Origin of the sequence: Massilia timonae, from assembly GCF_001866515.1 — a bacterium.
In the GTDB taxonomy this organism is placed as follows: Bacteria; Pseudomonadota; Gammaproteobacteria; order Burkholderiales; family Burkholderiaceae_D; genus Telluria; species Telluria timonae.
In genome coordinates, this window is sequence record NZ_JRYB01000001.1 from 5,173,115 (window position 1) to 5,199,989 (window position 26,875).

Annotated in this window: 20 protein-coding genes and 1 tRNA gene; 8 read left to right on the plus strand and 13 right to left on the minus strand. The window is 66.9% G+C overall.

Translation table 11 applies throughout. The annotated features are described in order from the left end of the window. Positions 1–117: 117 nt before the first annotated feature. Complete coding sequence (locus LO55_RS21950) at positions 118–1,350, minus strand: type II secretion system F family protein (protein WP_071363108.1); 1,233 nt, start codon at positions 1,348–1,350, stop codon at positions 118–120. Positions 1,351–1,361: 11 nt separating this feature from the next. Next, a complete protein-coding gene (locus tag LO55_RS21955; RefSeq protein ID WP_071363109.1) occupies positions 1,362–3,065 on the minus strand; it encodes a GspE/PulE family protein in 1,704 nt (567 codons plus the stop codon). A gap of 301 nt (positions 3,066–3,366) precedes the next feature. Here LO55_RS21955 and LO55_RS21960 point away from each other — a divergent pair, with 301 nt between their 5' ends. Then, positions 3,367–7,470, plus strand: coding sequence for a response regulator (locus tag LO55_RS21960; RefSeq protein ID WP_071363110.1), 4,104 nt, complete (start codon positions 3,367–3,369; stop codon positions 7,468–7,470). Between the two features lie 11 nt (positions 7,471–7,481). After that, complete coding sequence (locus tag LO55_RS21965; protein ID WP_005670125.1) at positions 7,482–8,420, plus strand: diguanylate cyclase domain-containing protein; 939 nt, start codon at positions 7,482–7,484, stop codon at positions 8,418–8,420. A 7-nt stretch (positions 8,421–8,427) separates the two neighbouring features. On the opposite strand, the gene LO55_RS21970 is transcribed toward LO55_RS21965, so the two are convergent. From LO55_RS21970 to LO55_RS22020, 11 genes are all read right to left on the minus strand, one after another. Further along, a complete protein-coding gene (locus LO55_RS21970; protein ID WP_071363924.1) occupies positions 8,428–8,883 on the minus strand; it encodes a MaoC family dehydratase in 456 nt (151 codons plus the stop codon). Then, positions 8,883–9,416 (minus strand): MaoC family dehydratase, encoded by a 534-nt coding sequence (locus LO55_RS21975; RefSeq protein WP_083415505.1) that lies wholly within the window; start codon positions 9,414–9,416, stop codon positions 8,883–8,885. Before LO55_RS21975 ends, LO55_RS21970 begins: the two co-directional genes overlap by 1 nt. Beyond that, the gene (locus LO55_RS21980) at positions 9,413–10,657 is read right to left on the minus strand and encodes an acyl-CoA dehydrogenase family protein (RefSeq protein ID WP_071363112.1); all 1,245 of its coding nucleotides are present in this window, start codon (positions 10,655–10,657) and stop codon (positions 9,413–9,415) included. Before LO55_RS21980 ends, LO55_RS21975 begins: the two co-directional genes overlap by 4 nt. A gap of 7 nt (positions 10,658–10,664) precedes the next feature. Beyond that, positions 10,665–11,867, minus strand: coding sequence for an acyl-CoA dehydrogenase family protein (locus tag LO55_RS21985; protein ID WP_071363113.1), 1,203 nt, complete (start codon positions 11,865–11,867; stop codon positions 10,665–10,667). Positions 11,868–11,995: 128 nt separating this feature from the next. Beyond that, positions 11,996–12,736: a PEP-CTERM sorting domain-containing protein gene (locus LO55_RS21990; RefSeq protein ID WP_143054599.1), complete on the minus strand. Its 741-nt coding sequence runs from the start codon at positions 12,734–12,736 to the stop codon at positions 11,996–11,998. A gap of 363 nt (positions 12,737–13,099) precedes the next feature. Then, the gene (locus tag LO55_RS21995) at positions 13,100–15,403 is read right to left on the minus strand and encodes a carboxy terminal-processing peptidase (RefSeq protein ID WP_005670109.1); all 2,304 of its coding nucleotides are present in this window, start codon (positions 15,401–15,403) and stop codon (positions 13,100–13,102) included. Between the two features lie 182 nt (positions 15,404–15,585). After that, positions 15,586–16,164 carry a hypothetical protein gene (locus LO55_RS22000; protein ID WP_071363115.1) on the minus strand — a complete coding sequence of 193 codons (579 nt, stop codon included), beginning with the start codon at positions 16,162–16,164 and terminating at the stop codon, positions 15,586–15,588. 7 nt (positions 16,165–16,171) lie between these two features. Continuing rightward, positions 16,172–16,723 (minus strand): thymidine kinase, encoded by a 552-nt coding sequence (locus LO55_RS22005; RefSeq protein WP_071363116.1) that lies wholly within the window; start codon positions 16,721–16,723, stop codon positions 16,172–16,174. A gap of 98 nt (positions 16,724–16,821) precedes the next feature. Continuing rightward, complete coding sequence (locus LO55_RS22010; protein ID WP_307188256.1) at positions 16,822–17,349, minus strand: sugar O-acetyltransferase; 528 nt, start codon at positions 17,347–17,349, stop codon at positions 16,822–16,824. A 67-nt stretch (positions 17,350–17,416) separates the two neighbouring features. Further along, on the minus strand, positions 17,417–19,660 hold the full coding sequence (locus LO55_RS22015) for a penicillin acylase family protein (protein WP_071363118.1): 2,244 nt from the start codon (positions 19,658–19,660) through the stop codon (positions 17,417–17,419). 23 nt (positions 19,661–19,683) lie between these two features. After that, positions 19,684–20,532, minus strand: a complete 849-nt coding sequence (locus tag LO55_RS22020) for a ParB N-terminal domain-containing protein (protein WP_083415506.1) — start codon at positions 20,530–20,532, stop codon at positions 19,684–19,686. A gap of 149 nt (positions 20,533–20,681) precedes the next feature. Here LO55_RS22020 and LO55_RS22025 point away from each other — a divergent pair. From LO55_RS22025 to LO55_RS22055, 6 genes are all read left to right on the plus strand, one after another. Further along, a tRNA-Leu gene (locus LO55_RS22025) sits at positions 20,682–20,768 on the plus strand. 841 nt (positions 20,769–21,609) lie between these two features. Continuing rightward, entirely contained in the window at positions 21,610–21,855 is a 246-nt protein-coding gene (locus tag LO55_RS26535) for a hypothetical protein (protein WP_143054600.1), read from the plus strand. A 407-nt stretch (positions 21,856–22,262) separates the two neighbouring features. After that, positions 22,263–23,111, plus strand: coding sequence for a universal stress protein (locus LO55_RS22040; protein WP_071363121.1), 849 nt, complete (start codon positions 22,263–22,265; stop codon positions 23,109–23,111). Positions 23,112–23,139: 28 nt separating this feature from the next. Further along, positions 23,140–24,948: a PHA/PHB synthase family protein gene (locus LO55_RS22045; RefSeq protein WP_071363122.1), complete on the plus strand. Its 1,809-nt coding sequence runs from the start codon at positions 23,140–23,142 to the stop codon at positions 24,946–24,948. Positions 24,949–25,270: 322 nt separating this feature from the next. Next, a complete protein-coding gene (gene paoA, locus LO55_RS22050) occupies positions 25,271–25,924 on the plus strand; it encodes an aldehyde dehydrogenase iron-sulfur subunit PaoA (protein WP_071363123.1) in 654 nt (217 codons plus the stop codon). Then, complete coding sequence (locus tag LO55_RS22055; protein WP_005670083.1) at positions 25,921–26,874, plus strand: FAD binding domain-containing protein; 954 nt, start codon at positions 25,921–25,923, stop codon at positions 26,872–26,874. Before paoA ends, LO55_RS22055 begins: the two co-directional genes overlap by 4 nt. Position 26,875: the final 1 nt, after the last annotated feature.

Here is a 26,875-nt window from a genome sequence, read left to right on the forward strand (position 1 = left end):
CCGCAACTTTGATGTCTTGAGAGCAAAAGCATCGCTTAAAAGCAATGTTTCATTGATGAAATTTTAAGTTTGCTCAAGCCGATGCGTTCTTTTTGCAACAGCGCGCGCCGCTTGCGCCTATTTCGGATGGATCGCCGCCTGTCCCAAGTCCCACATCGGCATGAAGATCCCCAGCGCCAGGACCAGCACCATCGCCCCCAGGAAGGTGATCAGGATCGGCTCGATCTGGCTCGACAGCGTCTTGAGCTCATAGTCGACCTCGCGCTCGTACATCTGGCCGATCTCATCCATGAGGTCGTCGATCGAGCCGGTCTCCTCGCCTACCGCGATCATCTGCAGCACGATCGGCGTGAACACATTCGCCGCCGTCGAGGTGCGCAGGATGCTGTCGCCGCGCTCGACGCCGTCGCGCATCTGCTCGATGCGCGAACTCAGATAGGCGTTGTCGGCCGTCTGCGACACCACGGTCAGCGCATGCACGATCGGCACCCCGCTGCGCATCGACAGCGCGAAGCTGCGCGCGAAGCGGGCCATCGTGCCCTTGTGGATGATCTTGCCCGCGATCGGCAGGCGCAGCTTGTAGCGGTCCCACGCCAACCGCCCCTGCGCGGTGCGGGTCCAGGCCCTGAACCCGAACCAGGCCAGCGCCACGGCGCCGGCGATGGCCGGCCACCACTTGACCGTGAAGCCCGAGGTGGCCAGCAGCACACGCGTCATCAGCGGCAATTCGGACCCGAACGACTTGAACACCGAGGCGAACTGCGGAATGACGAAGATGTTGACCACCACCATGGCGATGACCATCGCGATCACCACGAAGCTCGGATAGCGCAGCGCCGTCTTGACCCGCTCGCGCATGTCGCGGTCGAATTCCAGGTGGTCGAACAGGCGCAGGAAGACTTCTTCCAGGCGTCCCGTCATCTCGCCGACCTTCACCATCGACAGGTAGAACGGCGAGAAGCAGCGCGGATGGCGCATCATGGCGGCGGACAATTCCCTGCCCGCGTCCAGCGACTCACGCAGGTCCTTGATCACGCGGCCGAACGCCGGACTGATCGCCGACTCCTGCAGCCCGGCCAGGCCGCGCATGATCGGCACGCCGGACTTGAGCAGCGTATGGATCTGGCGGCTGAACAGCTGCACGTCCATCGACGTGACCTTCTTCTCGAACAGGCGCTCGCGCCAGCCCGGGCCACCGGTAGTGGCGCGCTTGCGGGTGACGGTGATCTCGGTCGGCGTCACGCCGCTGCCGAACAGCTGGTCGGCCACGGCCCCGCTGTCGGCGCCTTCGAGCACGCCCGTTACCTGCTCGCCGCGTCCGTTGCGGCCCTTGTAGGCGAAATATGGCATGGGCTTCTAGATCAGTCGTCCATCTGGTTACTGACCCGCATCGCCTCGGCGATGGTCGAACGCCCTTGCACCGCCAGGCTCACCGCGTGGCGGCGCAGGGTCTCGCCGCGCATCTCGGTGTGGGCGACCTTGAGGAAGTGCCCCGGATCCGGATGATTGACCGCGTCGGTGACGGCGCGCGTCATCTCCAGCAACTCATAGACGCCGGTGCGGCCGCGATAGCCGGTGCCGTTGCAGTGCGAGCAGCCCTTGCCGTGATAAAAGCGCGTGGTCGCGGCATGCTCGCCCAGTTCGGCGCGCAGCCAGTCGACCTCGTTGGCGGCCGGCTGGTAGTCGACGCTGCAGCTCTCGCAGATCACGCGCACCAGGCGCTGCGCCAGCACCGCCTGCAGCGAACCGCTCACCATATAGCGCGGCACGCCCATGTCCATCAGGCGCAGCGGGGTCGAGGCGGCGTCGTTGGTGTGCAGCGTCGACAGCACCAGGTGGCCCGTCATCGCGGCGCGCAGGCCGATGGCGGCGGTTTCCTGGTCGCGCATCTCGCCGACCAGCACGATGTCCGGGTCTTGCCGCAGCGCCGAGCGCAGCACGCGCGCGAACGACAGCTCGATCTTGTCGTTGACCTGCACCTGGTTGATGCCCGACAGGCGGTATTCCACCGGATCCTCGACCGTGATGAGCTTTTTCTCGACCGAGTTCAGTTCTGACAAGGCGCTGTACAGCGTCGTGGTCTTGCCGCTGCCGGTCGGCCCGGTCACCAGCACCAGGCCGTTGGGCCGGGCGACGATGGCGCGAAAACGCTCGACCAGCCGCGCCGGCATGCCGATCGCGTCGAGCCGCAGGTGGGCGGCGACCTGGTTCAGCAGACGCATGACAACCGATTCGCCGTACTGGGTTGGCATGGTCGAGATACGCACGTCGATGCGCTGGTTGCGCACCTTGACCGCGAAGCGGCCGTCCTGCGGCAGGCGTTTCTCGGAGATGTCGAGATCGGCCATCAGTTTCAGGCGCAGCGCCAGCGGCGTGGCCACCTTGAGGTCGGCCTCGGTCTGCAGGTGCAGCACGCCGTCGATACGGAAGCGGATCTGCAGCCGGCCTTCCTGCGGCTCGATGTGGATGTCGGATGCGCGCACCTGGGCCGCGTCGTCGAACACCGATTGCAGCAGCTTGACGATCGGCGCTTCCTCCAGTCCCGGATTGGCGGCCAGCGCGCCGAAGTCGATCGAGGCGTCGCCCAGGTCGGCCTCGACCTCGCGCGCCAGGCCCGTGATCTCGCCGGTGCGGCGGTAGATGCGGTCGATCGCGCCCAGGACCTCGGTCTCGTTGACCACCGCCAGCTCGACGCCTTTTTTAAGCAGGCGCGCGATCTCGTCGTAGGCGAACAGGTCGGTCGGGTCGGATACGCCGACCAGCATCGTCTCCCTGCGGTCTTCCAGCACCAGCGCGCGGAAGCGCCGCGCCGCGGTCTCGGGCAGCAGGCGCACCAGGTCGGCGTTGATGTTGTAGAACTTCAGGTTCAGGTAAGGGATGTCGAGCTGGCGCGCCAGCGCGCCCGAAATCTGGTCTTCGGTGACGAAGCCGCTTTCGACGAATACCCGGCCGAGCTTGCGGCCGGTGCGCTTCTGGTCGGCGAGCGCCTGCTGCAGTTGCTCTTCGCTCAACAGTTTCTGCTGCATCAGCACTTCGCCGAGGCGGACTTTCTCTGGCCTTGCCATACCATCCCTTGGGTTAATTCTTGCAAGAGGGATTTTAATGCCTGAGGGAACAATAGTGATTATCGGCATCGTGCTAGCGCGCGATACTGTCTCGATTTCGCCTCGTTGCCCACGCCTTACGGTAGCAATCCGGCATCTACCGCTGAGTTGATGGCGTTCTATCGGGACAAGATGGCCGATCCAGCATGTTGCAGGGTGAAGACGATGCATGGTGGAATCAAAACAGGCGCTATGCGCCATGGATGGGGCCAGCTAACATGGCGGCTACGCCCCATTACCGTGTTGAAACCAGGAGTCGTCTTTGCCGTTTGCCCGTTTTTCGCTGCCCTCGATCCGCGCCAAGCTCTACATCCTGGTGCTGGCCTGCGCGCTGCCGATCCTGGTCGGCTACATTGCCCTGGCGCGCGACGCCGCCGTGCGCGAACGCGCGCACGTGTCGCGCGACGCGCAGACGGTGGCCGAGGTGCTGGCGGCGGCGGTCGACCGTGACATCGAAAGCGGCGAAACCGCGGCACGGGTGCTGGCCAATACGGCGATGATGGCCAGGGGCGACATGGTCGCCATCCACGGGGTGGCCAAGAGCCTGCTGCGGCCCGACTTCCCGGCCCAGGCCTTCGTCCTGAGCCTGCCGAACGGCATGCCGTTGATTAATACGCGCTACCCCATCGGCGCGCCGCTGCCGCGCGCCGGCAACGAGGACGACATCCGGCGTGTGGCCATGACCGGCAACACCGTGGCGTCCGGCCTGCACCGGCTGGACGACGGCAGCCAGTATGCGCTGTCGGTCGAGGTGCCGATCTGGCACGAGGGCGAGGTGCGCTTCGTGCTGTCGGTGCACCTGCGCCCGCGCCGCATGGCCGAGCTGCTCGACAGCCAGCACCTGCCGGAGGGCTGGATCGCCGGCATCTACGACCGCCACCTGTTGACCATCTCGCGCAGCGCCGATGGCGGCCAGCACCTGGGCTTGCCGATGGAGCCGGCGCTGGCCACGGCCGTGTCGCGCAGTAGCGCCGGCATCGTCGAACTGCCGCGTGGCAGCGACGCGCCGGGCTACGCGGCCTTCGCGCGCTCGCCCGAGCACGGCTGGGTGGTGACGATCCGCTATCCGTACAACGCGGCCGGCGAACTGCTGGGGCAGTCGATGGCCAAGACGGTGGCCGTGATCGCCGTCCTGCTGGGGATCAGCCTGGCCCTGGCCTGGGCCCTGGGCGGCTCGATCGCGCGCGCCGTGCAGGGCCTGGCCGGTCCCGCCGAGCGGCTCGGACGCGGCGAGCCGCTGGTCTTGCCGTCTTCGAGCATCCGCGAGGTTGAGACGGTGGCGCACGCGCTGCGCCGGGTCGACGCCGAGCTGCAGGAACACCGGCGCGGCCTCGAGACGCTGGTGGCCGAGCGCACGCAAGAGCTGGAGCGCTCCAAGGCGCAGCTGGAAACGGTGTATGCCTCGATCCCCGTCGGCCTGTGCTTCATGGACACCGAGCTGCGGGTGGTGATGGTCAACGACTACCTGGCCGACATCAACGGCCGCCCGGCGCGCGACCACGCCGGCCGCAGCCTGCCGGAGCTGCTGGGACCGGTCGGCGAGGAATTCGAAGCGAACTACCGGCGCGTGATCGCCAGCGGCCGGCCGCTGGTCGAGATCGAGGCCACCGGCGACGCACCATCGGCGCCGGGCAGCACGCGGCACTGGATCTCGAGCTACTTCCCCGTGTATGGCCCCGACCACCGGCTGATGGGCGTGAACGCGGTGGTGCTCGACGTCACCGAGCGCAAGCGCCAGCTGCAGCGCGAGCGCGACCACCAGGAGATGTTCCGCGCCCTGTTCGAGGCCGCCGGCGATGCCCACCTGCTGCTGGCCTACGGCGCCAGCTACGTCAGCGCCAACCAGGCGGCGGCCGACCTGTTCGGCTTCGCCACCCCGGCCGCCCTGCTGGAGGAGTCGCCGGCCAGCCTGTCGCCGCTGCTGCAGGCCGACGGCCGCCCGAGCAACGAGGTGGCGCTGGAGCACATGCGGCGCACGCTGGAGGAAGGCCGCGACGCCTTCGAGTGGCTGCACCTGCGCGCCGACGGCAGCGTGTTCCATGCCGACATCCTGCTGACCCGGGTCGACATCGGCGGCCTCGGCATGATGCAGGCCACGATCCGCGACATCAGCACCCGGGTCGCGGCCGAGGCGGCGCTGCGCGCGACCGGCGTCCAGCTCGAGGCGGCGCTGCGCCTGGCCGAACAGGCCAGCCGCGCCAAGAGCGAGTTCCTGGCGAACATGAGCCACGAGCTGCGCACGCCGATGAACGCCATCGTCGGCCTGGCGCGCCTGCTCGAGGAAGGCCGGCTGGGCCAGCGCGAACGCGGCTACGTGGCGCGCATGCGCACCGCCGCACGCTCGCTGCTGGGCATGCTGAGCGACCTGCTCGACTTCTCGCGCATCGAGGCCGGCCAGCTGACCCTGGAGCGCATCCCGCTGCGCCTCGACGCGATCCTGGCCAGCATCGCGGTGCTGCACGGCCCCGGCGCCTGGGCCAAGGGCGTGGAGCTGGCGTTCGCGGTCGATCCGCGCCTGCCGCCATTGCTCGAAGGCGATCCGGTGCGGCTCGAGCAGGTGCTGCTCAACCTGGTCGGCAACGCGGTCAAGTTCACCGAGCGCGGCGAGATCGTGCTGTCGATCGCGCTGCGCGGCGAGGCCGACGGCCAGGCGCGCCTGGCGTTCGAGGTGCGCGACACCGGCATCGGCATCGCCCCCGAGGTGCAGGCCGGCATCTTCGAAGTGTTCTCGCAGGCCGACAGCTCGACCGTGCGCAAGTATGGCGGGGCCGGCCTGGGCCTGTCGATCGCGCGCCGGCTGGTGGAGCTGGCCGGCGGCGCCCTGCGCCTGGACAGCGTGCCCGGCGCCGGCGCCGCGTTCCGCTTCGCGCTGTCGCTCCCGGTATTGGAAGCCGCGCCTGAGGCGCCGGCACCCGAAGACGACGCCCTGCGCGTCCTGGTGGCCGACGACAACGCCAGCGCGCGCGCCGCCCTGGCCGCGGCCTGCGCCGCCTTCGGCTGGCGGGTGGACACGGCGCCCGATGGCGCCGCCGCCCTCGAGACGCTGCGCGGTGCGCGCTACGACATCGCCTTCGTCGACAGCGCCATGCCGGGCCTGGACGGCCTGCCCCTGATCTCGGCCGTGCGCGCGGCGCAAGTGCCCGCGCCGCGCTTTTGCCTGCTGGCGCCCGACCCCGACACCGAGCGCTATGCCGAGCTGGCCGACGAGCTGGGCGTGACGGCCGTGCTGGGCAAACCCTTTACCCGCGCCAGCCTGCGCGCGGCCGTGGACCGGCTGCTGGGCGGCGCCGGGACGGCGCATCCGGTCCCCGCCGGCGCGCCGCTGGCCGGCGCCCTGCGCGGCCTGCGCGTGCTCGTGGTCGAGGACAACCAGATCAACCAGGAAGTGGCGGGCTTCATCCTGGCCCACGCCGGCGCCACGCTCGAGATCGCCGCCAATGGCCGCGCCGCGCTGAGCATGCTGCAGGAAGACGCCGCCTTCGACGTGGTGCTGATGGACTTGCAGATGCCGGTGATGAACGGCTTCGAGGCGACCGCCGCGATCCGCGCCGCCGGCCTGGACCTGCCGATCGTCGCCATGACCGCGAATGCGATGGACGAGGACCGCCAGCGCTCGCTCGACGCGGGCATGCAGGCGCACCTGGCCAAGCCGATCGACGTCGACGCGCTGGTGGCGACCCTGTCGCGGGTAACGCAGCACGGACAGCACACGCCCGCGACAGCGAACGCCGAGCCGGCGTTGCCTGCGTCGCTGCCGCACCTGCCCGGCATCGACCTGAAATCGACCCTGCCGCGTTTCGCCGGCAGCGTCGAGCGCTTCTGCGAGCTGTTCATCCGCTTCGCCGACGGCCAGGCGCAGACCTTCGGCGAACTGCGCGCGCACGTCGAGGCCGGCGAACGCGGCGCCGCCGGCCAGCTGGCGCACCGGCTGCGCGGTGTGAGCGCCAATCTCGGCGCCACCGAAGCGGCCGAGGCGGCCCATGCGCTCGAACACGCGCTGCGCGACGCCGACGACGGCACGGTGCGCCTGCGCCTGGCCGACCTGGCGCGCGCCCTCGATGCCGTGGCCGCGACCGCGCGCGAGCTGGCGCCGCCTGCCGCCCACGACCTGACCCAGGAGTCGGCCCACGACCTACCCGGCATGGATGACGGCGCCACGCTGCACGCTTTGCTGGCGCGCCTGCTCCACTTACTGGAGAATAACAATATGAGGGCGATCGCCGCCGAAGGCGCGTTGCGGCCGGCGTTGGCGCTTGCCGCCGGGCAGCCGGCCGCGGCCGCGCTGGCCGACGCCGTCGCCACCCTGCGCTTCGACGAGGCGGCGCGCCAGGTGGCAGACCTCATGAAGCGAAAGGGAAATCCGTGAGCTGGACCGAGATGGCACTCAATGGCCGCATCCTGGTGGTCGACGATGCGATGGAAAACATCCAGATCCTGCATGCGGCGCTGCAGGAAGAGCAGGAAGTGCTGTTCGCGCTGGATGGCGAGCGCGCGCTCGAGCTGGCGCGCACCCAGCACCCCGACCTGATCCTGGTCGACGCCATGATGCCCGACATGGATGGCTACGCCGTGTGCGCGGCCCTGCGCGCGGCGCCCGAGACGCGCGACATCCCGGTCATCTTCGTCACCGCGCTCAAGACGCCGGAGGACGAGACCCGCGCATTGGAGGCCGGCGCTGCCGACTTCATCACCAAGCCGGTCAACGCGGCGGTGGTGCGCGCCCGCGTGCGCACCCAGCTGACCGTCAAGCGCCAGGCCGACGCCCTGCGCGCGTTGACCCTGACCGATCCGTTGACGGGCGTGGCCAACCGCCGCGCTTTTGATGAGCGCCTGGAAGCCGAATGGCGCCGCTGCGCGCGCGCCGGGCTGCCGGTGGCGCTGATCCTGGCCGACGTCGACCATTTCAAGGCCTATAACGACCACTACGGCCACCAGGCCGGCGACGCCTGCCTGGTGCAGGTGGCGGCGGCGCTGCGGCGCGGCGCCGGCCGCACCCACGACCTGGTCACCCGCTATGGCGGCGAGGAATTCGCCATCCTGCTGCCCCAGCTCGATGCGCTCGGCGCCGAAGGCGTGGCGCGCCGGCTGCTGGCCGAACTGGCCCAGCTCGGCCTGCCGCATGCGGCGTCGCCCACGGCCCCGCACCTGACGATGAGCCTGGGGCTGGCGAGCCTGGTGCCGGGCGATGCGCAAGGCGCCGACGTGCTGGTGGCCAGCGCCGACGCCCTGCTCTACCAGGCCAAGGCGGGCGGGCGCAATCAGTACCGGATGGGCGGCGTGGGCGCGCTCGGCAACGCCGGCGGCCACGTTGCATGATGATGCGTCAGGCGTAGCAGCGGATCAGGAACTCGGCCACGCACACGGGCTTGGCGGCCCCGTCGGCCTCGATCGTCACGTCCCAGGTAAATTGCCAGCCGCCGGCGACCGCATCGGCGCCGCGCAGGGTCCAGCGCCCGCGCACCCGGCTGCCGGCCGGCAGCGGACTCGGGAAGCGCACCTTGTTCAGGCCATAGTTGACGCCCATGCGCATGCCCTCGATCGCCAGGGCGCTGGTGAGCATGGCCGGCAGCAGCGACAGCGTGAGGAAGCCATGCGCCACCGGCTGGCCGAACGGCGACTCGCGCTTGCAGCGTTCGGGATCGAGGTGGATCCACTGGCGGTCGTCGGTGGCTTCGGCGAAGGTGGCGATGCGCTCTTGCCCGACCTCGAACCAGTCGGACACGGCGACTTCGCTGCCGACCCGCGCCGGCAATGCATCGAGTGCGATCGTGGTGGCCATCATTGCTCCCTGGCGGGCCGGCGCCCGTAGAGTCCGATGCCGTCGACCGTGCACACCGGGACGCCGTGCTGGTTGGTGGCGGTCCAGGTCGACCAGACGACGCCGCGATCGGGTTTGCTGGCGGACGCCTTGACCTGGCGCGTGAGATAGCGCACGCGCAGCGTGTCGCCGGCGCGCACCGGCTGCAGCCAGCGCACGCCATCGAGGCCGGGCGAACCCATGCCGTCGGCCGCGCTCAGGAGGCCGTCGACCACCATGCGCATCATCATGCTGCAGGTGTGCCAGCCGCTGGCGATCAGGCCGCCGTACGGCGACGCTTGCGCCGCCCCGGTGTCGACGTGGAAGGACTGCGGGTCGAACGCGCTTGCGAAGGCCAGGATCTCGGCTTCGGTGACGCTGCGCTCGCCCAGGTCGATTTCCTGGCCGGGATAAAAATCTTCGAAATACCAGCGCTTGCCGGCCGGCGCATCGGCCTGGACGTGCGCGCGCGCGTTGACCGCCATGCCCGCTCCCTTGTCTGGTCCTGCCGTCATGCGGCCTCCCGGAATCCCGGCTGCGCGATGAAGCGCTCCAGGTGGTGGTCCATATCGCCCAGCGTCAGTTCGATCGTCGACAGGCGCTTGAAGTAATGCGAGGCCGGCAGCTCGTCGGTCACGCCCATGCCGCCGTGCAGCTGGATGGCGCCCTGGCCGATGAAGCGCGCGGCCAGGCCCACGCGGTACTTGGCGGCCGACACCACGCGCCGGCGTGTCTCGATGTTTGCGGCGGCATCGCGACTGACATTGGCATCGGCCCCGCTACCCGAACGCGCCAGTGCCAGCGCCGCCAGCAAGGCCATCGACCGCGCCTGCTCGAGGTGGATCGCCATATCGGCCATCCGGTGCTGCAGCGCCTGGAACTTACCGATCGGCGCGCCGAACTGCTGGCGCGTCTTGAGGTACTCGAGCGTCGTGTCGAACAGGGCCTGCATCGCCCCCAGCGCCTCGGCGCACAGCAGGCCGGCGCCGTAATCGAGCGCCGCATCCAGAATGGCGCCGCCCTCTTCCACGGCCCCGATCACGGCGTCTGGCCCGACCGCCACGCCGTCGAGCACGACGTTAGCCGCACGCAAGCCATCGAGCGTGCGGTAACCGGTGACGCGCAGCCCGGCGCTGTCGCGCGGCACCACGAACAGGCTCACGCCATCCATGCCCTGCTCATCGCCCCCACTGCCCACACTGCCCACATCGGCTGTGCTCCCCGAGCTCCGCGAGCCCAACGCGCCCTGCGCGCTGCGGGCCGATACGATCAGGGCATCGGCTTCGGCGCCATGCAGCACCACCCGCTTCTCGCCATGCAGGCGGTAGCCGCCGTCGACGGCCTCGACCCGCGTGGCGATCTCGAAGGCGTCGTGGCGCGATCGTTGTTCGCCCAGCGCGCAGGCGAGCTTGACGTTGCCGGCGGCGACCCGTTCGAGCAGCGCACCGTGCCCGCCACCCTGGCGCAGGAATTCAACGCCGAGCACCGTCGCCACATACGGTTCGACCACCAGCCCACGGCCGAGTTCCTGCATCACGCCGAACATGGCGAGGGCGTCGCCGCCGAAACCGCCGTGTTCCTCGGGCACCGGCAGCGCCGTCAGGCCCAGTTCGACCATCGTGGCCCAGGCGTCTGGCGAGACGCCCGGCTCGGAATGGACGATCGCGCGCCGCGCCTCGAAGCCGTAGTCGCGGCCGATCCAGCGCCGGATCGCATCGGCCAGCTGCTGCTGTTCCCCGTTCAGTTCGAAATGCATGCCGTCCTCACAGTCCCAGGATCATCTGGGAGATGATGTTGCGTTGGATTTCGTTCGACCCGCCGTAGATCGACGTCTTGCGGTAATTGAAGTAGTAGCCCGCCAGCGGAGCCGCATCGTCGTCGCCCGCGATGGCGTGTTCGCTCGCGCCGGACAGGTAGGCCAGATCGAAGGGCAGCGCCAGCGGACCGGCCGCTTCGACCATCAGCTCGGTGAGGGCCTGCTGGATCTCGGTGCCTTTGACCTTCAGCATCGACGCTTCGGGACCGGGCGCAGCCTCGCCCCTGGCCAGCACGCGCAGCACCGTCATCTCGAGCGCCATCAATTCGATCTCGAGCGCCGCCACTTTCGCGCCGAACAGGGGATCGTCCAGCAGCGCCCGTCCGCGCTTGCGTTCGCGCAGCGCCAGGCGCTTGACGAAGGCCAGCTCGCGCTTGGAGCGGCCGACGGCGGCGATGCCGGTGCGCTCGTGCCCGAGCAGGTATTTGGCATAAGTCCAGCCGCGGTTTTCCTGGCCCACCAGGTTGGCGACCGGCACCTTGACGTTGTCGAAGAAGACTTCGTTGACTTCGTGGTCTTCGTCGAGCATCGCGATCGGGCGCACGGTGACGCCGGGACTGCGCATGTCGATCAGGAGGAAGGAAATGCCCTCCTGCTTGCGCACGCCGGGATCGGTGCGCACCAGGCAAAAGATCATGTCGGCGTGCTGGGCCAGGGTGGTCCAGGTCTTCTGGCCGTTGACGATGTAGTGCTCGCCCGCACTGTCCTGCTGACGGACGGCGCCCGTCTTGAGCGCGGCCAGGTCGGAGCCGGCGCCGGGTTCGGAATAGCCCTGGCACCACCAGTCCTTGCACGACAGGATGCGCGGCAGGTAATAGTCCTTCTGCTGCTGGCTGCCGAAGGCCATGATCACGGGCGCCACCATATTGACGCCGAACGGCAGCACCTGCGGCGTGCCGGCAAGCGCGCATTCCTCTTCGAAGATGTGGCGCTGCAGCGGTGTCCAGCCCGGACCGCCGTATTCGACCGGCCAGCCGGGCGCGGCCCAGCCCTGTGCGGCCAGGATGCGGTGCCAGCGGACGTAGTCGTCGCGGCTCAGGCGCAGGTGCTGGCGAACCTTGTGCTGGAGTTCAGGGGGAAGATGGGAAGCGAGAAAGGCGCGGACCTGGTCGCGAAAGGCCAGGTCCTCGTCGGAGTAGTACAGGTCCACGTCGTCTCCTTGTTGTTGTCGTCATGAATAGCACGATCGTTCACAAGGATTGTACCTGAAACGGCCGCGCCGCCAAGCATGGTCGGCGCGGTCGATCGGGCTGGACGCCGGGCCCAGCCCGAAGGCGATTACTGCTTGGCGTTGCGGCGACGCGAGAACGCGCCGGCGCCCATCAGGCCAGCCAGCATCAGCGCGATGGTGCCTGGTTCCGGCACGGCGTTGACCTGATCCGGCAATGCGCCGACCTGGTCCTGGACTGGCAGGGTGAAGATCGGATCGGCATCCGGCGCCGGCACGGTCACGTTGCCGCCACCGCTGTCGCTGCCCGAATCCGGCACGGCCGGGCTGCCGCTGCTGCCGCCTGGCGCCGCGCTGCCGCCGCCCGATGTCGCACCGCCACCGCCAACCGCGGCGCCACCGCCACCGCCGATCGCGGCGCCGCCGCCGGCACTACCACCGCCGGCGACTGGCGCGGCAGGCGCCGCGATGCCGCCACCTGCATTCTGGCCAGGCACGATCTTCACGCCGTCGCCGTCGTTGATGACCGACACCGAGTTGCCATAACGGGCTGCGAGCAGGCCATTACCGGCGCTCAGCACGTAGGAGGCGTCGATGCCCTGCTGGACGAAGAGTTTCTGTGCGTCGGCAGACGACAGGCTGGCGCTGGCCTTGCCGATCAGGCTGTCGGTAGTGCCGTGCGCGACGCCGCCGACCAGGCTGACGTCGCTACCGAGCACACCCGAACCGATCACGCTGGTGCCGTTACCGGCGGTCCAGCCATTTTGGAAGCCTGTCGTGGAAACGACTTCTGCCTGGGCTGCGCCGGCGCACGCCAGGAGGGCAGCAACAACGAGGTGACGTGTTGACATGAAGATAACTCCTAAGATAAGTAAGGATTATTATTTTTACAACTACAGAGTTATCGTATCACAAACCAAAAAAACTTAAGTTTTGACCCACCGCAAATCGTGCATACGATCTTACTGTTGAGTACTGGTCATTTCATGCCATCTTTCAGCTATTTACAGCATTCATGTTTTACGCTTCAGCTTGCCTAAAGAACATGGACTTTCGAGAGAGCCGTGCCGCGGCTGGTCGCGGCCTGATAACTTTGCTAGATATTCCAGCAAGAAACGCAGCGGGACCCATTGCTGTGAACGCCGATAAAAAAAGGCCGCACCTGTCACGGTGCGGCCTTTCCCGGTGCGGCCTCTCGCCGCGGTGCTGCGTGCTTACTTGCTTTGAACCACCGTCATATACGGCATCACGCGCGACGCCATCCGGGTATCGGTCTTCAGCATGCCGACCTCGTCCGCCAGGATGTTCGCCGCCTCTTGCAGCAACACGTCCTTGGCATCCTTGGCCGCTTTCTCGGCCGCCAGCTCGGCCTGGAGATCGCGCTCGTCGCCTTGCAGGCCATCGTCCTGGCGCGGGGTGCCGCGCACGGCGACCACCGATTTCTTGGGCTTGGTCGGATCCGGGCCTTCGGCGCGCTTCTCGGCGCTGCCCGGACCGCTGGCCGGCTCGTCCTGGTTCACCGAGACGCCCGCCAGGCGTGCTTCGCGCAGTTTCGAGCGGGCGTCCTGGGCGTCACGCTCCTTGCGGCGCACGGTCTCGTTCAGCGAGATGACGTTTTCCTTGCGCAGCTTCAGCACCTCGTTGATGTCTTCCTGCAGGAACTGGAAGTCCTTGTCGTTGGCGATGCGCTCCTCATGGCGCTTCTGCAGCGGTGCGACGAGTTCCTTGAGGTCGCCCAGCGGCATGTACTGCGCCGGCTTGATCGCCACCCACGGCAACGCATTGTCGTAGGACGATTCGCCAAAGGTGTCCATATCGGTCAGCACCGGGAGCTTGATGTCCGGCGTCACGCCGCGCAACTGGGTAGTGCCGCCATTAATGCGGAAGAACTGGGCAATGGTCATCTTCAGCTCGCCGTAGCGCATCTTCTCGTTCGGCGCAAAGCGGTCGAGGTCGATCAGGGTCTGGACCGTGCCCTTGCCGAAGCTCGGCTCGCCGATCACGAGGCCGCGGCCATAATCCTGGATCGCCGCCGCGAAGATCTCGGACGCCGAGGCCGAACCGCGGTTGATCAGCACGCCCATCGGACCGTCCCAGGCCAGGCCCGGCTTGGTGTCGCTCTCGACCTCGACCCGGCCTTCGGCGGTGCGCTGCATGACGACCGGGCCCTTGTCGATGAACAGGCCGGTCAGTTCGACCGCCTCGGTCAGCGAGCCGCCGCCGTTGTTGCGCAAGTCGATCAGGACGTTGTCGACCTTCTCTTTCTTGAGTTCGGTCAGGATGCGCTCGACGTCGCGGGTCGCGCTGCGGAAATCGCGGTCGCCCTTGCGGCGCGCTTCGAAATCCTGGTAGAAGGTCGGCAGGGAGATCACGCCGATGCGGCGCTCGACGCCGTTTTCCTTGACCTTGATGATCGACTTCTTGGCGGCCTGCTCTTCCATGCTGATCTTGTTGCGCACCATCGCGACGGTCACGTGCTTGGCGTCGACGCCGCCGTCGCCCGGGATCACGTCCAGGCGCACGGTCGAGCCCTTCTCGCCGCGCACCAGCGCCACCACGTCGTCCAGGCGCCAGCCCAGCACGTCGACGAACGGCTTGTCGCCCTGGGCCACGCCGACGATGCGGTCGCCGACCTTCAGCTTGCCGGACTTGTCGGCCGGGCTGCCCGGCACGATCTCGCGGATGATGGTGTAGTCGTCGCGCGACTGCAGCACGCAGCCGATGCCTTCCAGCGACAGGCGCATCGCGATGTCGAAGTTGTCGGCCGAGCGCGGACCGAGGTAGTTGGTGTGCGGCTCGATCGCGGTGGCGTACGCGTTCATGAACATCTGGAACACGTCCTCGTTGTTCAGCTTGCGGATGCGGTTGACGTAGTTGTCGTAGCGCTTATCGAGCGTCTCGCGGATCGATTTGTCGTCCTTGCCCGCCAGTTTGAGGCGCAGCCAGTCGTTCTTGACGCGCTTGCGCCACAGGTCGCGGATCTCGTCCTCGTTCTTGGCCCAGGCCGCCTTCTCGCGGTCGAGCTCCATGGTCTCGTCGGAGGTGAAGTCGAACTTGGTCTTGAGCAGGCCGCGCGCATAGGCCATGCGTTCGGCGAAGCGCTTCTGGTACAGGTTGTAGATGGCGAACGGCGCGGTCAGGTCTTCGTTGTTGATCGCGTCGTCCATCTGGGTGCGCAGCGCGGCGAAGTGATCCAGGTCGGCCTGCACGAAGTACAGCTTCTCGCCATCGAGCCCATCGAAGTAGCTGTCGAAGATCTTGACCGACATCGCGTCATCCAGCGGCACCGGGCTGTAGTGGTAGCGCCCCAGCACGCGCGAGGCCCACAGGGCGGCCTGGGTCTGGGCGGCGATCGGCTTCATCTCGAGCGAGGACGGGGCCGGGGCGGCTTTCTTGGAGTCCGCCGGCTTGGCAGGCGCCGCGGGCGTTGCGATGGCAGCCGATTTCTCGGGCTGTGCGGTCACCACATGGGCGGACATGGCAAATGCCATGGCGGCGATGAGCACGTGCTTCTTCATTCTGCGTTTCTCCGTACGGGATTCCTGCGGATTGCGACATGACCAATATCGATAAGCCAGCCATACCGCGCTTTGCGGTCCATTCTACAGGATAGAACCACGTGCCAGAGGCGGCTTGTCCCGCTTGAAGCGCCGGAATCGCCGGAAATTAAGTCTGCCGTAAGCGATTTTTCGCCAAGTATTTACGCCTTGATAAGCCCCAGGGCGGCATCCTTGAAATACCAGCATGCCAGGACCAGCGCCAGCAGTGGCGCCCAGGGCCAGGAACGGGCCGCCAGCTTCCAGTCGACCGGGGATGGCCAGAATGACAGGAACTGGGGCGCGAGGAAGAACATGATGGCCAGGTCGACCGGCTCGAAGGCCAGCCCCCCACGCGTGCGCCACCATGCCACGCCGAGCGGCACCAGCAGCACCAGCAGCGGCGCCAGCGCGGCCGGGGCGGCGTTGTACCAGCGCAGGTTGGCAAAGGTGACCGAGCCGAGTTCCCAGTTATGGCCACCTTTGGGTCGTTTGATCCGGCGCGGGAAGACGCTCATCCCGACCGGCTCGGCATTGGTCAGCAAGCCCACCGAGAAATGGGCGAGCTCATGGCACAGCGTGCCGGCGGCGGTGAAGACGAAGAAGGCGGGGTGGGCGCTGGAGGCGATCCACAGCAGCACGGCCAGCGCGGCCGACGGGATCAGGTAAACAAGGATGTCGAGCGCGGGCCCGGCCGCGGCGCAGGCGGCGGCCGGAAGCCAGGCGCCGCAAGCGAACGCCATGGCCGGCTCAGGCCGAGTAGAAGCAACGCCCGCAGGCCTGGCGGTAGCTCTCGTTGCCGCCGATGCTGACCTGTTCGCCTTCGCGGATGCGGCGGCCCTGGTCGTCGACGCGGATATTCATGGTCGCCTTCTTGCCGCAGGTGCAGATATTCTTGATTTCCTCGATATCGTCGGCCAGCGCCAGCAGGTAGGCCGAACCGGGGAACGGTTCGCCGCGGAAATCGCTGCGCAGCCCGTAGCAGATGACGGGCACGCCGCGCACCTGGGCCAGCTGGTGCAGCTGGCTGACCTGTGCGCTGGAGAGAAATTGCGATTCATCGACCAGCAGGCAAGCCACGCCAGACACTTGTTCAAGGAAATTAGTGTCGCTATCGAACACCTCGGCATTACGCTGCGCGCCCAGGCGCGAAGTGATCAGGCCGACGCCATAGCGGTTGTCGATCGCCGCCGTGTAGAGCTTGACCTGCTGGCCCTGCTCCTCGTAGTTATGGGCGACCTGCAACAGGGCAGTCGATTTGCCGGCGTTCATCGCCGAGTATCTGAAATAGAGTTTGGCCACTGCCCTGTCCTGCCTTGCTGTGCTTTTGATGCGAAGCTGCGATTATAGCAAGCGGGAAACAGGCGCCGCCAGCCATTCAGCGCCGGACAGGGCCGCGATCAGCCAGATATCGGCTGCGCTGGATTGCCCGCGACATGGGCGCCGGGCGCCACGTCATGGGTCACCACGCTGCCGGCGCCGACGATCGCATCGTCGCCGATCGTCACACCGGGCAGGATGATGGCGCCGCCGCCGATCCAGACGTTGCGGCCGATGGTGACCGGGCGGCCGGATTCGAAGCCGGCGCGGCGCAGGGCCGGGTCGCGCGGATGGTCGGCCGTATAGATGTGCACGCCCGGGCCGATGCGGCAATCGTCGCCGATCGTGATCGGCGCCACGTCGAGGAACACGCAGTCGAAGTTGACGAAGACGCGCGCGCCGAGGGTGACGTGCCAGCCGTAGTCGCAGTGGAAGGGCGGTCGCACGGTCGTGCCCTGCCCCGCGCGCGCAATGCGCTCGCCCAGCAGCGCCTGCCAGCTGGCCGGCTCGCCCAGCGCCGCGTTGTAGCGCGCCAGCCAGGCGGCCGTAGCGTTCTGCTCGGCGCGCAGCTCGGGATCGCTGGCGTGATACGGCATGCCAGCCAACATTTTCTGTTTTTCGCTCAGTTCCACGCAGTCCTTTCAGTAGCGGGCGCAATGCCTGCGGCGGCAGGCCTTACTGCCCGGGATGGTATTTGCGCTCCAGGTTGCGCTCGATGTCTTCCTTGTAGAACAGCACGTCCTTGAACGCGCCGCGCGCATACATCGCCGCCTGGTCATTGAAGTGCGGCGAGCGCGGATCGCCGCTCTGGCCGCCGGCCAGGATGCTCTTGGCCTTGATGCGCGGGCCGAACTCGACCGCCGCAACGAAGCTGTTGCCGCGATCGCCATAGATGCGTTTGGTCTTCTGCTTGGCCGACATGCCGAACGACGCCAGCGAACCCCAGTTGGCCGAGGCGAAAGCCACCGGGATGCTGGGCTTGCTGTCGTCGTACTGCTGGTCGACGTCGCCGCTGATGCGCTGGAAGCGGTTGATCTCGCCCCACGGCGTGCGCCAGTTGCCGAAGTCGGCCTGCAGCCTGTTCGAGGCGCGCACCAGCGCATCGAGACGATCGGCCGGGCTCAGGCGAGTAGCGATATAGTCTACCGCCGGAATGCTTTCGGCACGCGCACGCGCGCCATGCTCCGCCACCATCTCTTGCCCCCAATAGACCGCGAGCGAAGTCGGCACCGAATCGATCGCGTAACGCAGGTTCCAGTCGCGCAGCACGGCGATCTGCTCGAGCAGCGCGGCCTTGCGCGCATCGCTTTCGTGCAGCGCTTCGTAATCGGCCACCACGGCCGGCACCAATGGCTCGAACGCGGCCAGGCGCGTGTCGTAGGACGCCGCGATCAGCCCATCGACGTCGAGCCGTTTCGCCTCCTTGAACACGCGATCGGCGTTGCGGCCACGGGCATTCTCGGGCAGCGACCACATATAGGCCGGGTAGCTGGCGCATTGAGGGCTGCTGCCGGCGCCGGCCGCATTACACGGCCAGTTGTTGGTGTTGGAGATGTAGCCGCTGGCCGGGTTCAGCAGGGTGATCGTTTCCTTGATCTCGTGCAGGCCCTGCCACTCGGTGGCCGGATTGCTGCCGTCGACCGGCTTGGTCCAGTCGAAGCGCGGGTCACGCTTCGGAATGAAATTGCCGTGGAAGTAGGCAATATTGCCCTGCGCATCGGCATACACCGTGTTGTTCGAGGAATTGGTGCGCAGCTCCATCGCCTTGTAGAAGGCGTTGTAGTCGCGCGCCTTGGTGCGGGTATAGGACTGGGTCAGCGCATTGAGCGGGTCGTCCATCATCTTGACCGACACCCACTTATTGCCTTCTTGGCGCACGACCGGGCCGTGATGGGTGAAATAGGCGGTGACGGTGCGGCTGGCCATGCCGCCGTTCGGCGTCTTGTACGGCAGGTTGATCTGCGTGGTGCGCATCCGGCCTTCGTGCTTGCCGTATTTATAGAAGAACTCGCCATCGCGCTCGACCACGGTCTCGAGGTATTCGTCGATCACGTCGCCGCCGCCCGACGTGTGCATCCAGCCCAGCTTGTCGTTGAAGCCCTGGTAGACGAAGAACTGGCCCCAGGTCACGGCGCCATACGCGTTGAGCCCTTCGTCGCTGACCATGTGCACCTCGGGACGGAAATAGAACGAGGTGTGCGGGTTGATCATCAACAGCGCATGGCCGTTGGCCGAGCGCCTGGGGGCGATGGCGAAGCCATTCGAACCGCGCGGCTCGGGATCGAAGCCCTTGTCGACGCCGACGCTGGCGAGCACCGGACGCTTGCCATAGAAACGTTCCAGTTCCTTGAGGTCGATCGACTCGATGTCGCCGCCGATGCTGCCTTCACTGAACGTCAGGGCCATCCACGGCTCGAAGCGGGTCAGCAGCTTCGGTTTGACTTCGGGATGGGTGTGCAGGTAATAGTTCAGGCCATCGGCGAAGGCATTCATCAGGTTCTTCAGCCACACCGGGCTGGCGGCGTACTTGGCCTGCATGTCGGCCGGCTGGATGTACATCTTCATGCGCAGGTCGCGCCAGATTTCCTTCTCGCCCTCGACCTCGGCCAGGCGCCCCATCGCATTGATGTAGTTGAGCTCGATGCGGTTGAAGTCGTCCTCGGCCTGGGCGTACAGCATGCCGAACACGGTGTCGGCGTCGGTGCCGCCATAGATGTGCGGAATGCCCCATTTGTCGCGCAGGATCGTCACCCGTTGCGCGGTCGCCTTCCAGCGCGCGACGTCGGCGGCGCTGAAGGCCTGCGCGGCGGGCGCGGCGCTGGTCGCCGCCTTGCCCTGGGCAACGGCGAGTCCGGGAGCGGTCAGTCCAGCCAGGAGAGCGCCGAGCAGGACCGGCGAGAACGAACGGGGCATGCGCATCTTTGGTCTTCCTTCAGGTCGTGTTATTCGTCGTCCAGGCCGGCATTGGCCAGGCGCTGCTTGAGTCGCTGGTTATCGGTCAGCAGCGTCGCCATGCGGTCCTTCAGGCTTGCCACTTCCTTGCGCAGGGCGGCCAGCTCGTCTTCCGGGTCGAGCTCGACCTTTTCCTTTTTCGGACGGCTGGCCATCTTCTGCTCGCGCACCTGGCGCGCGGCCTGCTGCAATTCCTTGCGGCCACCGGCGACGGCGGCGATCTGCTGCTCTTCGGGCAGCTGCGCCACGTTGGCGGCGGCGTTGATCGAGATGGCGCCGGTGCGCACGGCCTCGCGCAGCTGCGGCGTGGCGGCCTTCTGGATGCGTTCGATCTGGCTGATGGTATTGCTCGAGACGCGGGCCGCGCGGGCGACATCCTCGCGCGTATTCCATGGCGGAGAGGTGTCGTCGGCCGGGGCGTTCTTGTCGCCCTCTTCCGCCGGCGGATTCTCGGCCATGCGCGCAGCGACGATTTCCTTCTTACGCAGGGCGAACACGCCGCGCTGGAAGTCCGACACGCTGCGGCGCGCCAGGTGGTTGTCGATCATCCACAGCATCACATCCTCGAGCGAGGCGAAGTTGTTGTTGTGGACGGTGCGGAACGGAATGCCGTGCTTCTTGCAGATCTCGTAGCGGTTATGACCGTCGATCAGCGTGTCGCGCCAGAGCACCAGTGCGTCGCGGCACCCTTCGGCCTGCAGGCTGCGCTCGAGCGCGGCGTATTCGATGTCGGTGAGCGGGTCGACGAAGGAGCGCAGCTCGTCGTTGATCTTGATGTCCAATTCTTGTCCTTGCGTGGTCTTGCCTGGGGTGGCGCCATGGGCGACGCCGGTTGGCATGCTACACCATCCGGGCGGGGGTTCCAAAGATGCAAGAAATCGTCTGGGAAGGATGCGCGGGCGATCATGCCGCGCTGAGGGCTTATCAGGAGGATAAAGTTGCCGAACTGCTCCGAATTGAGCACGCCTGTGCTAGAATCGCCGGCGTTGCCCGGATGGTGAAACTGGTAGACACCGCAGACTTAAAATCTGCTGCCAGCAATGGCGTGCCGGTTCGATTCCGGCTCCGGGCACCATTATCCACGCACTTTTCGCAGAAAATTCTGGAATGCGAATAGTTCTGCAAAAGCGGATTACTTCCGCAATTCCCGCTTGATTCACAGGCGGCCCGCCTTCTCGCGACCTTCGGCTCGATCCCATCGCCTTTTCCGTCTCTATCGCAGAGACGCCTCTGGATCGATTACGGTCTCTCAGGCACTCATCCGTCGCCTATACTAATGACTATCCCGACAATCGCAAGCCGAAGCCGGAAATAAATCCCGACCATCCGAACCGTAAGGTCCGCACGGAGCACTGCAGTGCTTCCGCTTTCATTGAGGAAATTATGAAGCTTCCTTGTGTATCGATAAGTGTAGACAACGACAGCCTTGTAATTACGCACCAGAAAGAAGGTAGAACCGATCCCCTGAGCGTACCCATCGCGCTTCAAGACCTGGATCAGGACGGCTTCGACGTTGCAGCCAAGAAAATAGGTTCGCTTACTCTTCAACTGCTCAGAAAATGGTATCCGTCAGAGTTCACGCAATGTGACAATTTAAACGATCCGTCCTAATCCTGAAGATGGCGGCGCTGCACGAACTGGCGATCGGCGCCAGCGGCAGAGGCGTGCTGATTCGCATGTACGACACGCTGTACGACCGCCGGCCCGACCTCGAAGGCCTGAATGACTGGCTCAGGCGCTCGGAAGCAGGCAGCGCGCTGGCCGCTTCATCCATTTCGCAACACTCGAGTGACCATGATCAAGAACCCGCTGCATTTACCCGTTCAAGATCTTGCGCATTTACAAGTTGCGTAATACGCTGACCAAGTTAACTTCTGGTGAGCATCATGGGATTTTTCTCGGCATCAAAGTCGGTCTTGTCCACCATCGCGAGCGCGCTGACGACGACCCATTCCTGGCAGTACAACGCATCCCGGGAACAGCGCACCTGCACCTGCTGCGGCCGGCAAGAGGAAATGGTCCTCGACCTGGTCAGCACGAACTGGGAAGTGCTCGCACCCGGCGACCCGAGCGCGCACGCCACCAGGCCGGCGCCCGCCGAGCCACGTCCTGTCGCCGCGCCGGACCTGGCCGCGGCACGCACCCCAGGCGCCTCCACCTGAGCAGAAAACATAAAAAAAGGCCGCTGCCGCACGAAGCAAGCAACGGCCAAGTCCTCGGCAGGGCCGAGATGGAGACACAAGAGAACCGACCACATCGCCGGTAATGACATCAGTATGCGGCCACCCCGCACAGTCACAAGGCCTGAAGGAGGTAATCGCCACCGCGTCCTTGCGTCAGAGCAGTCGTACGCATAAAGGACAATTCTGACTCGCCTTCCTCCCTCCTTCTTTCTTGCTTTTTTGATTCACATCAACCACGCTCCTGACACGCGCCCGGTCCGGGAATAAAGTGGACTTCGAGTAATCCAAGCGTATAGGCCAGATGCCATCCAGGGTCCGCTCCGGTGGCGGATACCGGCACGCCCTATCCGCCCGAGTCCGCTTTTACCGAGAAGAAAGGAACGAGCATGTACAAGACCATCGTGGTTCACGTCGACGGAAGTCCCGAGCAAGAGGCGCGCCTGCGCGCCGGCGCCCTGCTGGCCAACGCCTTCGACGCCCACCTCGTCGGCAGCGCCGCCACCGGCATTTCCTGGTTCGACTATTCCCTGCTGGTCGGCTCGATGGGCGCGCCGATGATGCCCGAATCCGATTTCAACGGCGTGCGCGAGGCGGTCGAGGCGCGGCTGGAAGAATTCAGCACCGCTGTCCAGCGCCATGGCGTGGGCAGTTTCGAGACCCGCATGCTCGAGGATGACGCCCGCTACGCCCTGCTGCTCGAATCGCGCTACGCCGACCTCGTGATCGTCAGCCGCGACGCCGAACCGATCGCCGTGCCGGGCATTCCAGCCCAGGCGCGCGGCTTGCCCGAATACATCGCGCTGCACGGCGCGCGTCCCGTGCTGGTGGTGCCGCCCGGCTGGAAAGAACGGCCCCTGCCCGGCACCGCCGTGGTCGGCTGGGACGGCAGCATGCAGGCGATCCGCGCGATTTCCGCCGCCCTGCCCCTGCTGCGGCAAGCCGATACGGTCAAGCTCACGCTCATCAATCCCGGCGCCATGGCCGAGATGCATGGCGAGGAACCGGGCGCCGACATGGCGCTGCACCTGGCGCGCCACGGGGTCAAGGTCGACGTCGTCATCGAGACCACGCGCAGCAGCACCGGCGAGGCGCTCCTGAAGGTGGCGCGCGAGCACGATGCCGGCCTGCTGGTCACGGGCGCCTTCGGCCACAGCCGCTACCGCGAGTTCGTCCTCGGCGGCGTCACCCGCTCGCTGCTGGCCGGCAGCACGACGCCGCTCCTGATCGCGCACTGAGCGCAAGCGCTAGCCGCGAGCCTCCGCCATGGCGCCCGATACCCGGCCCGGTCCCCGTCCCGATCCCCACCCCGATGCCGCCGGCAGCACGCGCCGGGTCGAAGGCAGCGCCTGGCTCGGCGGCACCCACCGCCATGCGCGGGTCGCCGGCGGCGGCCAGGTCCATGCCGACCTGGTGCTGTGGGCCTGGCTCGGCCGCCTCACCGGCAACCTGTCGCCGGCCGCGCTCGGCATGGCGTGGTTCGACTGGGCCTGCCACCTCATGATGTCGCCCGACAAGCAGCACGAACTGGCGACCGACGCCGTCATCGGCTGGCAGCGCTGGCTCCAATACCTGGCCACGCCGGCCGACGACGCGGTCGACCCGGTGCGGCCATTGGCTCAGGATAAACGTTTCGTCGATCCGGCCTGGAATGCCTCGCCCTGGCGCCAGCTCAGCCAGGGATTCCTGCTGAGCCAGCAATGGTGGCACCGCGCCACCTCCACCGTGCGCGGGGTCGCGCCGCACCATGCCGACGTCGTCACCTTCGTCGCGCGCCAGATGCTCGATTGCGTGGCGCCGTCGAACTTCGTCACCACCAACCCCGTCGTGCAGCGCGCCGTGCTCGCCAGCGGCGGGATGAACCTGGTCAACGGCGCCATGCGCGCCTGGCGCGACGCGCAAGGCCTCCTCGCCGGCAAGCCGCGCGTGGTCAACTACCGGCCGGGGCACGAAGTCGCGGTGACGCCGGGCAAGGTCGTCATGCAGAACCGGCTGATCGAACTGCTGCGCTACGATCCGGTCGGCCCCGCCGTGCACGAAGTGCCGCTGCTGATCGTGCCGGCCTGGATCATGAAGTTCTACATCCTCGACCTGTCGCCGCACAATTCCCTGGTGCGCTACCTGGTCGAGCGCGGACATACCGTGTACATGGTGTCGTGGAAGAATCCGCAGGCCGACGACCGCGACCTCACCATGGACGACTACCGCCAGCTGGGCGTGACTGCCGCGCTCGACGCCATCGTGGCCCAGACCGGCGCCAGCAAGATCAATGCGGCCGGCTATTGCCTGGGCGGCACCCTGCTCGCGATCGCCGCCGCCGCCATGGCGCGTGACCACGACCGGCGCCTGGCCAGTATCTCGCTGCTGGCGGCCCAGGTCGACTTTACCGAGCCGGGCGAGCTGTCGCTGTTCATCGACGACAGCCAGGTCAGCTTCCTGGAGGCCGCCATGTGGCAGCAGGGCTACCTCGACACGCGCCAGATGGCCGGCGCCTTCCAGCTGCTGCGCTCCAACGACCTCATCTGGTCGCGACGCCTGCGCCATTACCTGCTCGACCTGCCCGAGCAGGAGAGCGACCTCATGTCCTGGAATGCCGACGCCACCCGCATGCCCTATCGCATGCATGCCGAGTACCTGCACCGCCTGTTCCTGCGCAACAGCCTGGCCAGCTCGCGTTACCTGGCCGGCGGACGGCCTGTCTCGCTGAGCGACATCGACGTGCCCATCTGCGCGGTCGGCACGCTCACCGACCACGTCGCGCCATGGCGCTCGGTGTACAAGATCATCCCCCTGACCGACACCGAAATCACCTTCATCCTCACCAGCGGCGGCCACAATGCCGGGGTGGTCTCGCCGCCGGGCAGCGCCAACCGCAGCTACCAGGTCGCCGTGCACCGCCATGACGATCCGTACATCGATCCCGACCGCTGGCTGGCGCGCGTGCCCCAGCTCGAGGGCAGCTGGTGGCCCGCCTGGGACCAATGGCTCGTACGCCACGCCGGCAAATATGTGCCGCCGCCGGCGCCCATCCCGGACACCGCACCCGCGCCGGGCGACTACGTCCTTCAGCAGTAGACCGGCCTCGTCCTTACGCTCCAACGGCTGGTCCGCCCTGCCGACCAGCACGCGCGCAGCCTGTGCAGCCTGTGCAGCCTGTGCCGCCTGTGCCGCCCGTGCCGCCATGCCTGCTCGCGTGCTCGCATGTCGGAGCACTCATTTTGACGGCTGATATTTACAGTCAACAACATACTTCAGGTTTCAAGGGAACGCGGCCTTCCCGACAGCTGACTTAGAATCATTTCGACAACTCCGCAAGCCCTTCCACACCTGCCGGCGCCGCCATATTGACGCCGGGTACGGGCGTGGGCAACGCACTCTAGAGAAGGAAGCCACAAGCATGGACCAATTCAGCGACGTCAAGCTCACCCGGCGCGACCTGTTGATCGCCGGCGCGCTGTCGGTATCGACCGCGGCCGTACCGGGAGCGCACGCCCAGGAGGCCGCACCGACGGCTGCCGCAACCACCACTCCCGAGCCGGTCACCACTGGCGTCACCTTCACCGTCAACGGCAAGCAGGTCACCCTGCAGCTGGATACCCGCACCAGCCTGCTCGACGCGCTGCGCGAGCACCTGCACCTGACCGGTTCCAAGAAGGGTTGCGACCAGGGCCAGTGCGGCGCCTGCACCGTCATCATGGACGGCCGCCGCATCAATTCCTGCCTGTCGCTGGCGGTCATGCACGAAGGCGCCGAGATCACCACGATCGAGGGCCTCGGCACGCCGGAGAAGCTGCACCCGATGCAGGCCGCCTTCATCAAGCACGACGGTTACCAGTGCGGCTACTGTACCCCCGGCCAGATCTGCGCCAGCGTGTCCGTGATCGAGGAAATCCGCCAGGGCATTCCGAGCCACGTGACCGCCGACCTGAATGCGAAGCCCTTGCTCTCGGTGGAAGAGATCCGCGAACGCATGAGCGGCAATATCTGTCGCTGCGGCGCCTACTCGAACATCATCGACGCGATCACCGAAGTGGGAGGGGTCAAGGCATGAAGGCATTCACCTACCAGCGCGCCACTTCGCCGGCTCAAGCCGCCCAGCTCGTCGCCCGTACCCCGAACGCCCGCTTCATCGCCGGCGGCACCAACCTGCTCGACCTCATGAAGCTCGAGATCGAGACCCCGACCACCCTGGTCGACGTCAACGGCCTGGGCTTCGACAAGATCGAACCGACGTCGGACGGCGGCCTGCGCGTGGGCGCGCTGGTGCGCAACACCGACCTGGCGGCCGACGCGCGCGTGCGCAAGGATTACGCGGTGCTGTCGCGCGCCCTGCTGGCCGGCGCCTCGACCCAGCTGCGCAACAAGGCGACCACCTCGGGCAACCTGCTGCAGCGCACCCGCTGTCCCTATTTCTACGACACGGCGCAGCGCTGCAACAAGCGCCAGCCGGGCAGCGGCTGCGCCGCCATCGGCGGCTTCACCCGCCACCACGCCGTGGTCGGCGCCAGCGACGCCTGCATCGCGGTCCATCCGAGCGATATGGCGATCGCCATGCGCCTGCTCGACGCCGAGGTCGAGACCGTGAAGGCCGACGGCAGCATGCGCAGCATCCCGATCGCTGACTTCCACCGCCTGCCGGGCAACACCCCGCACATCGAGACCGTGCTCGAACCGGGCGAACTGATCACGTCGGTCAAGCTGCCGAAGCCGCTGGGCGGCGTGCACGCCTACCGCAAGGTGCGCGACCGCGCTTCCTATGCTTTTGCTTTAGTCTCGGTCGCCACCGTGATCCTGCCCGACGGCAGCGGCCGCGTCGCGGTGGGCGGCGTCGCCCACAAGCCATGGCGGGTCGAAGAGGCCGAACGGCAGATGACGCAAGGCGCCAAGGCGGTGTCGGACCGCCTGATGGCCGGCGCCCGCACCACCGAGGACAACGCGTTCAAAGTCGCCCTGGTACACCGCACCCTCGCGGAAGCGATGAACGCAGCGAAGAAAGGCTGAT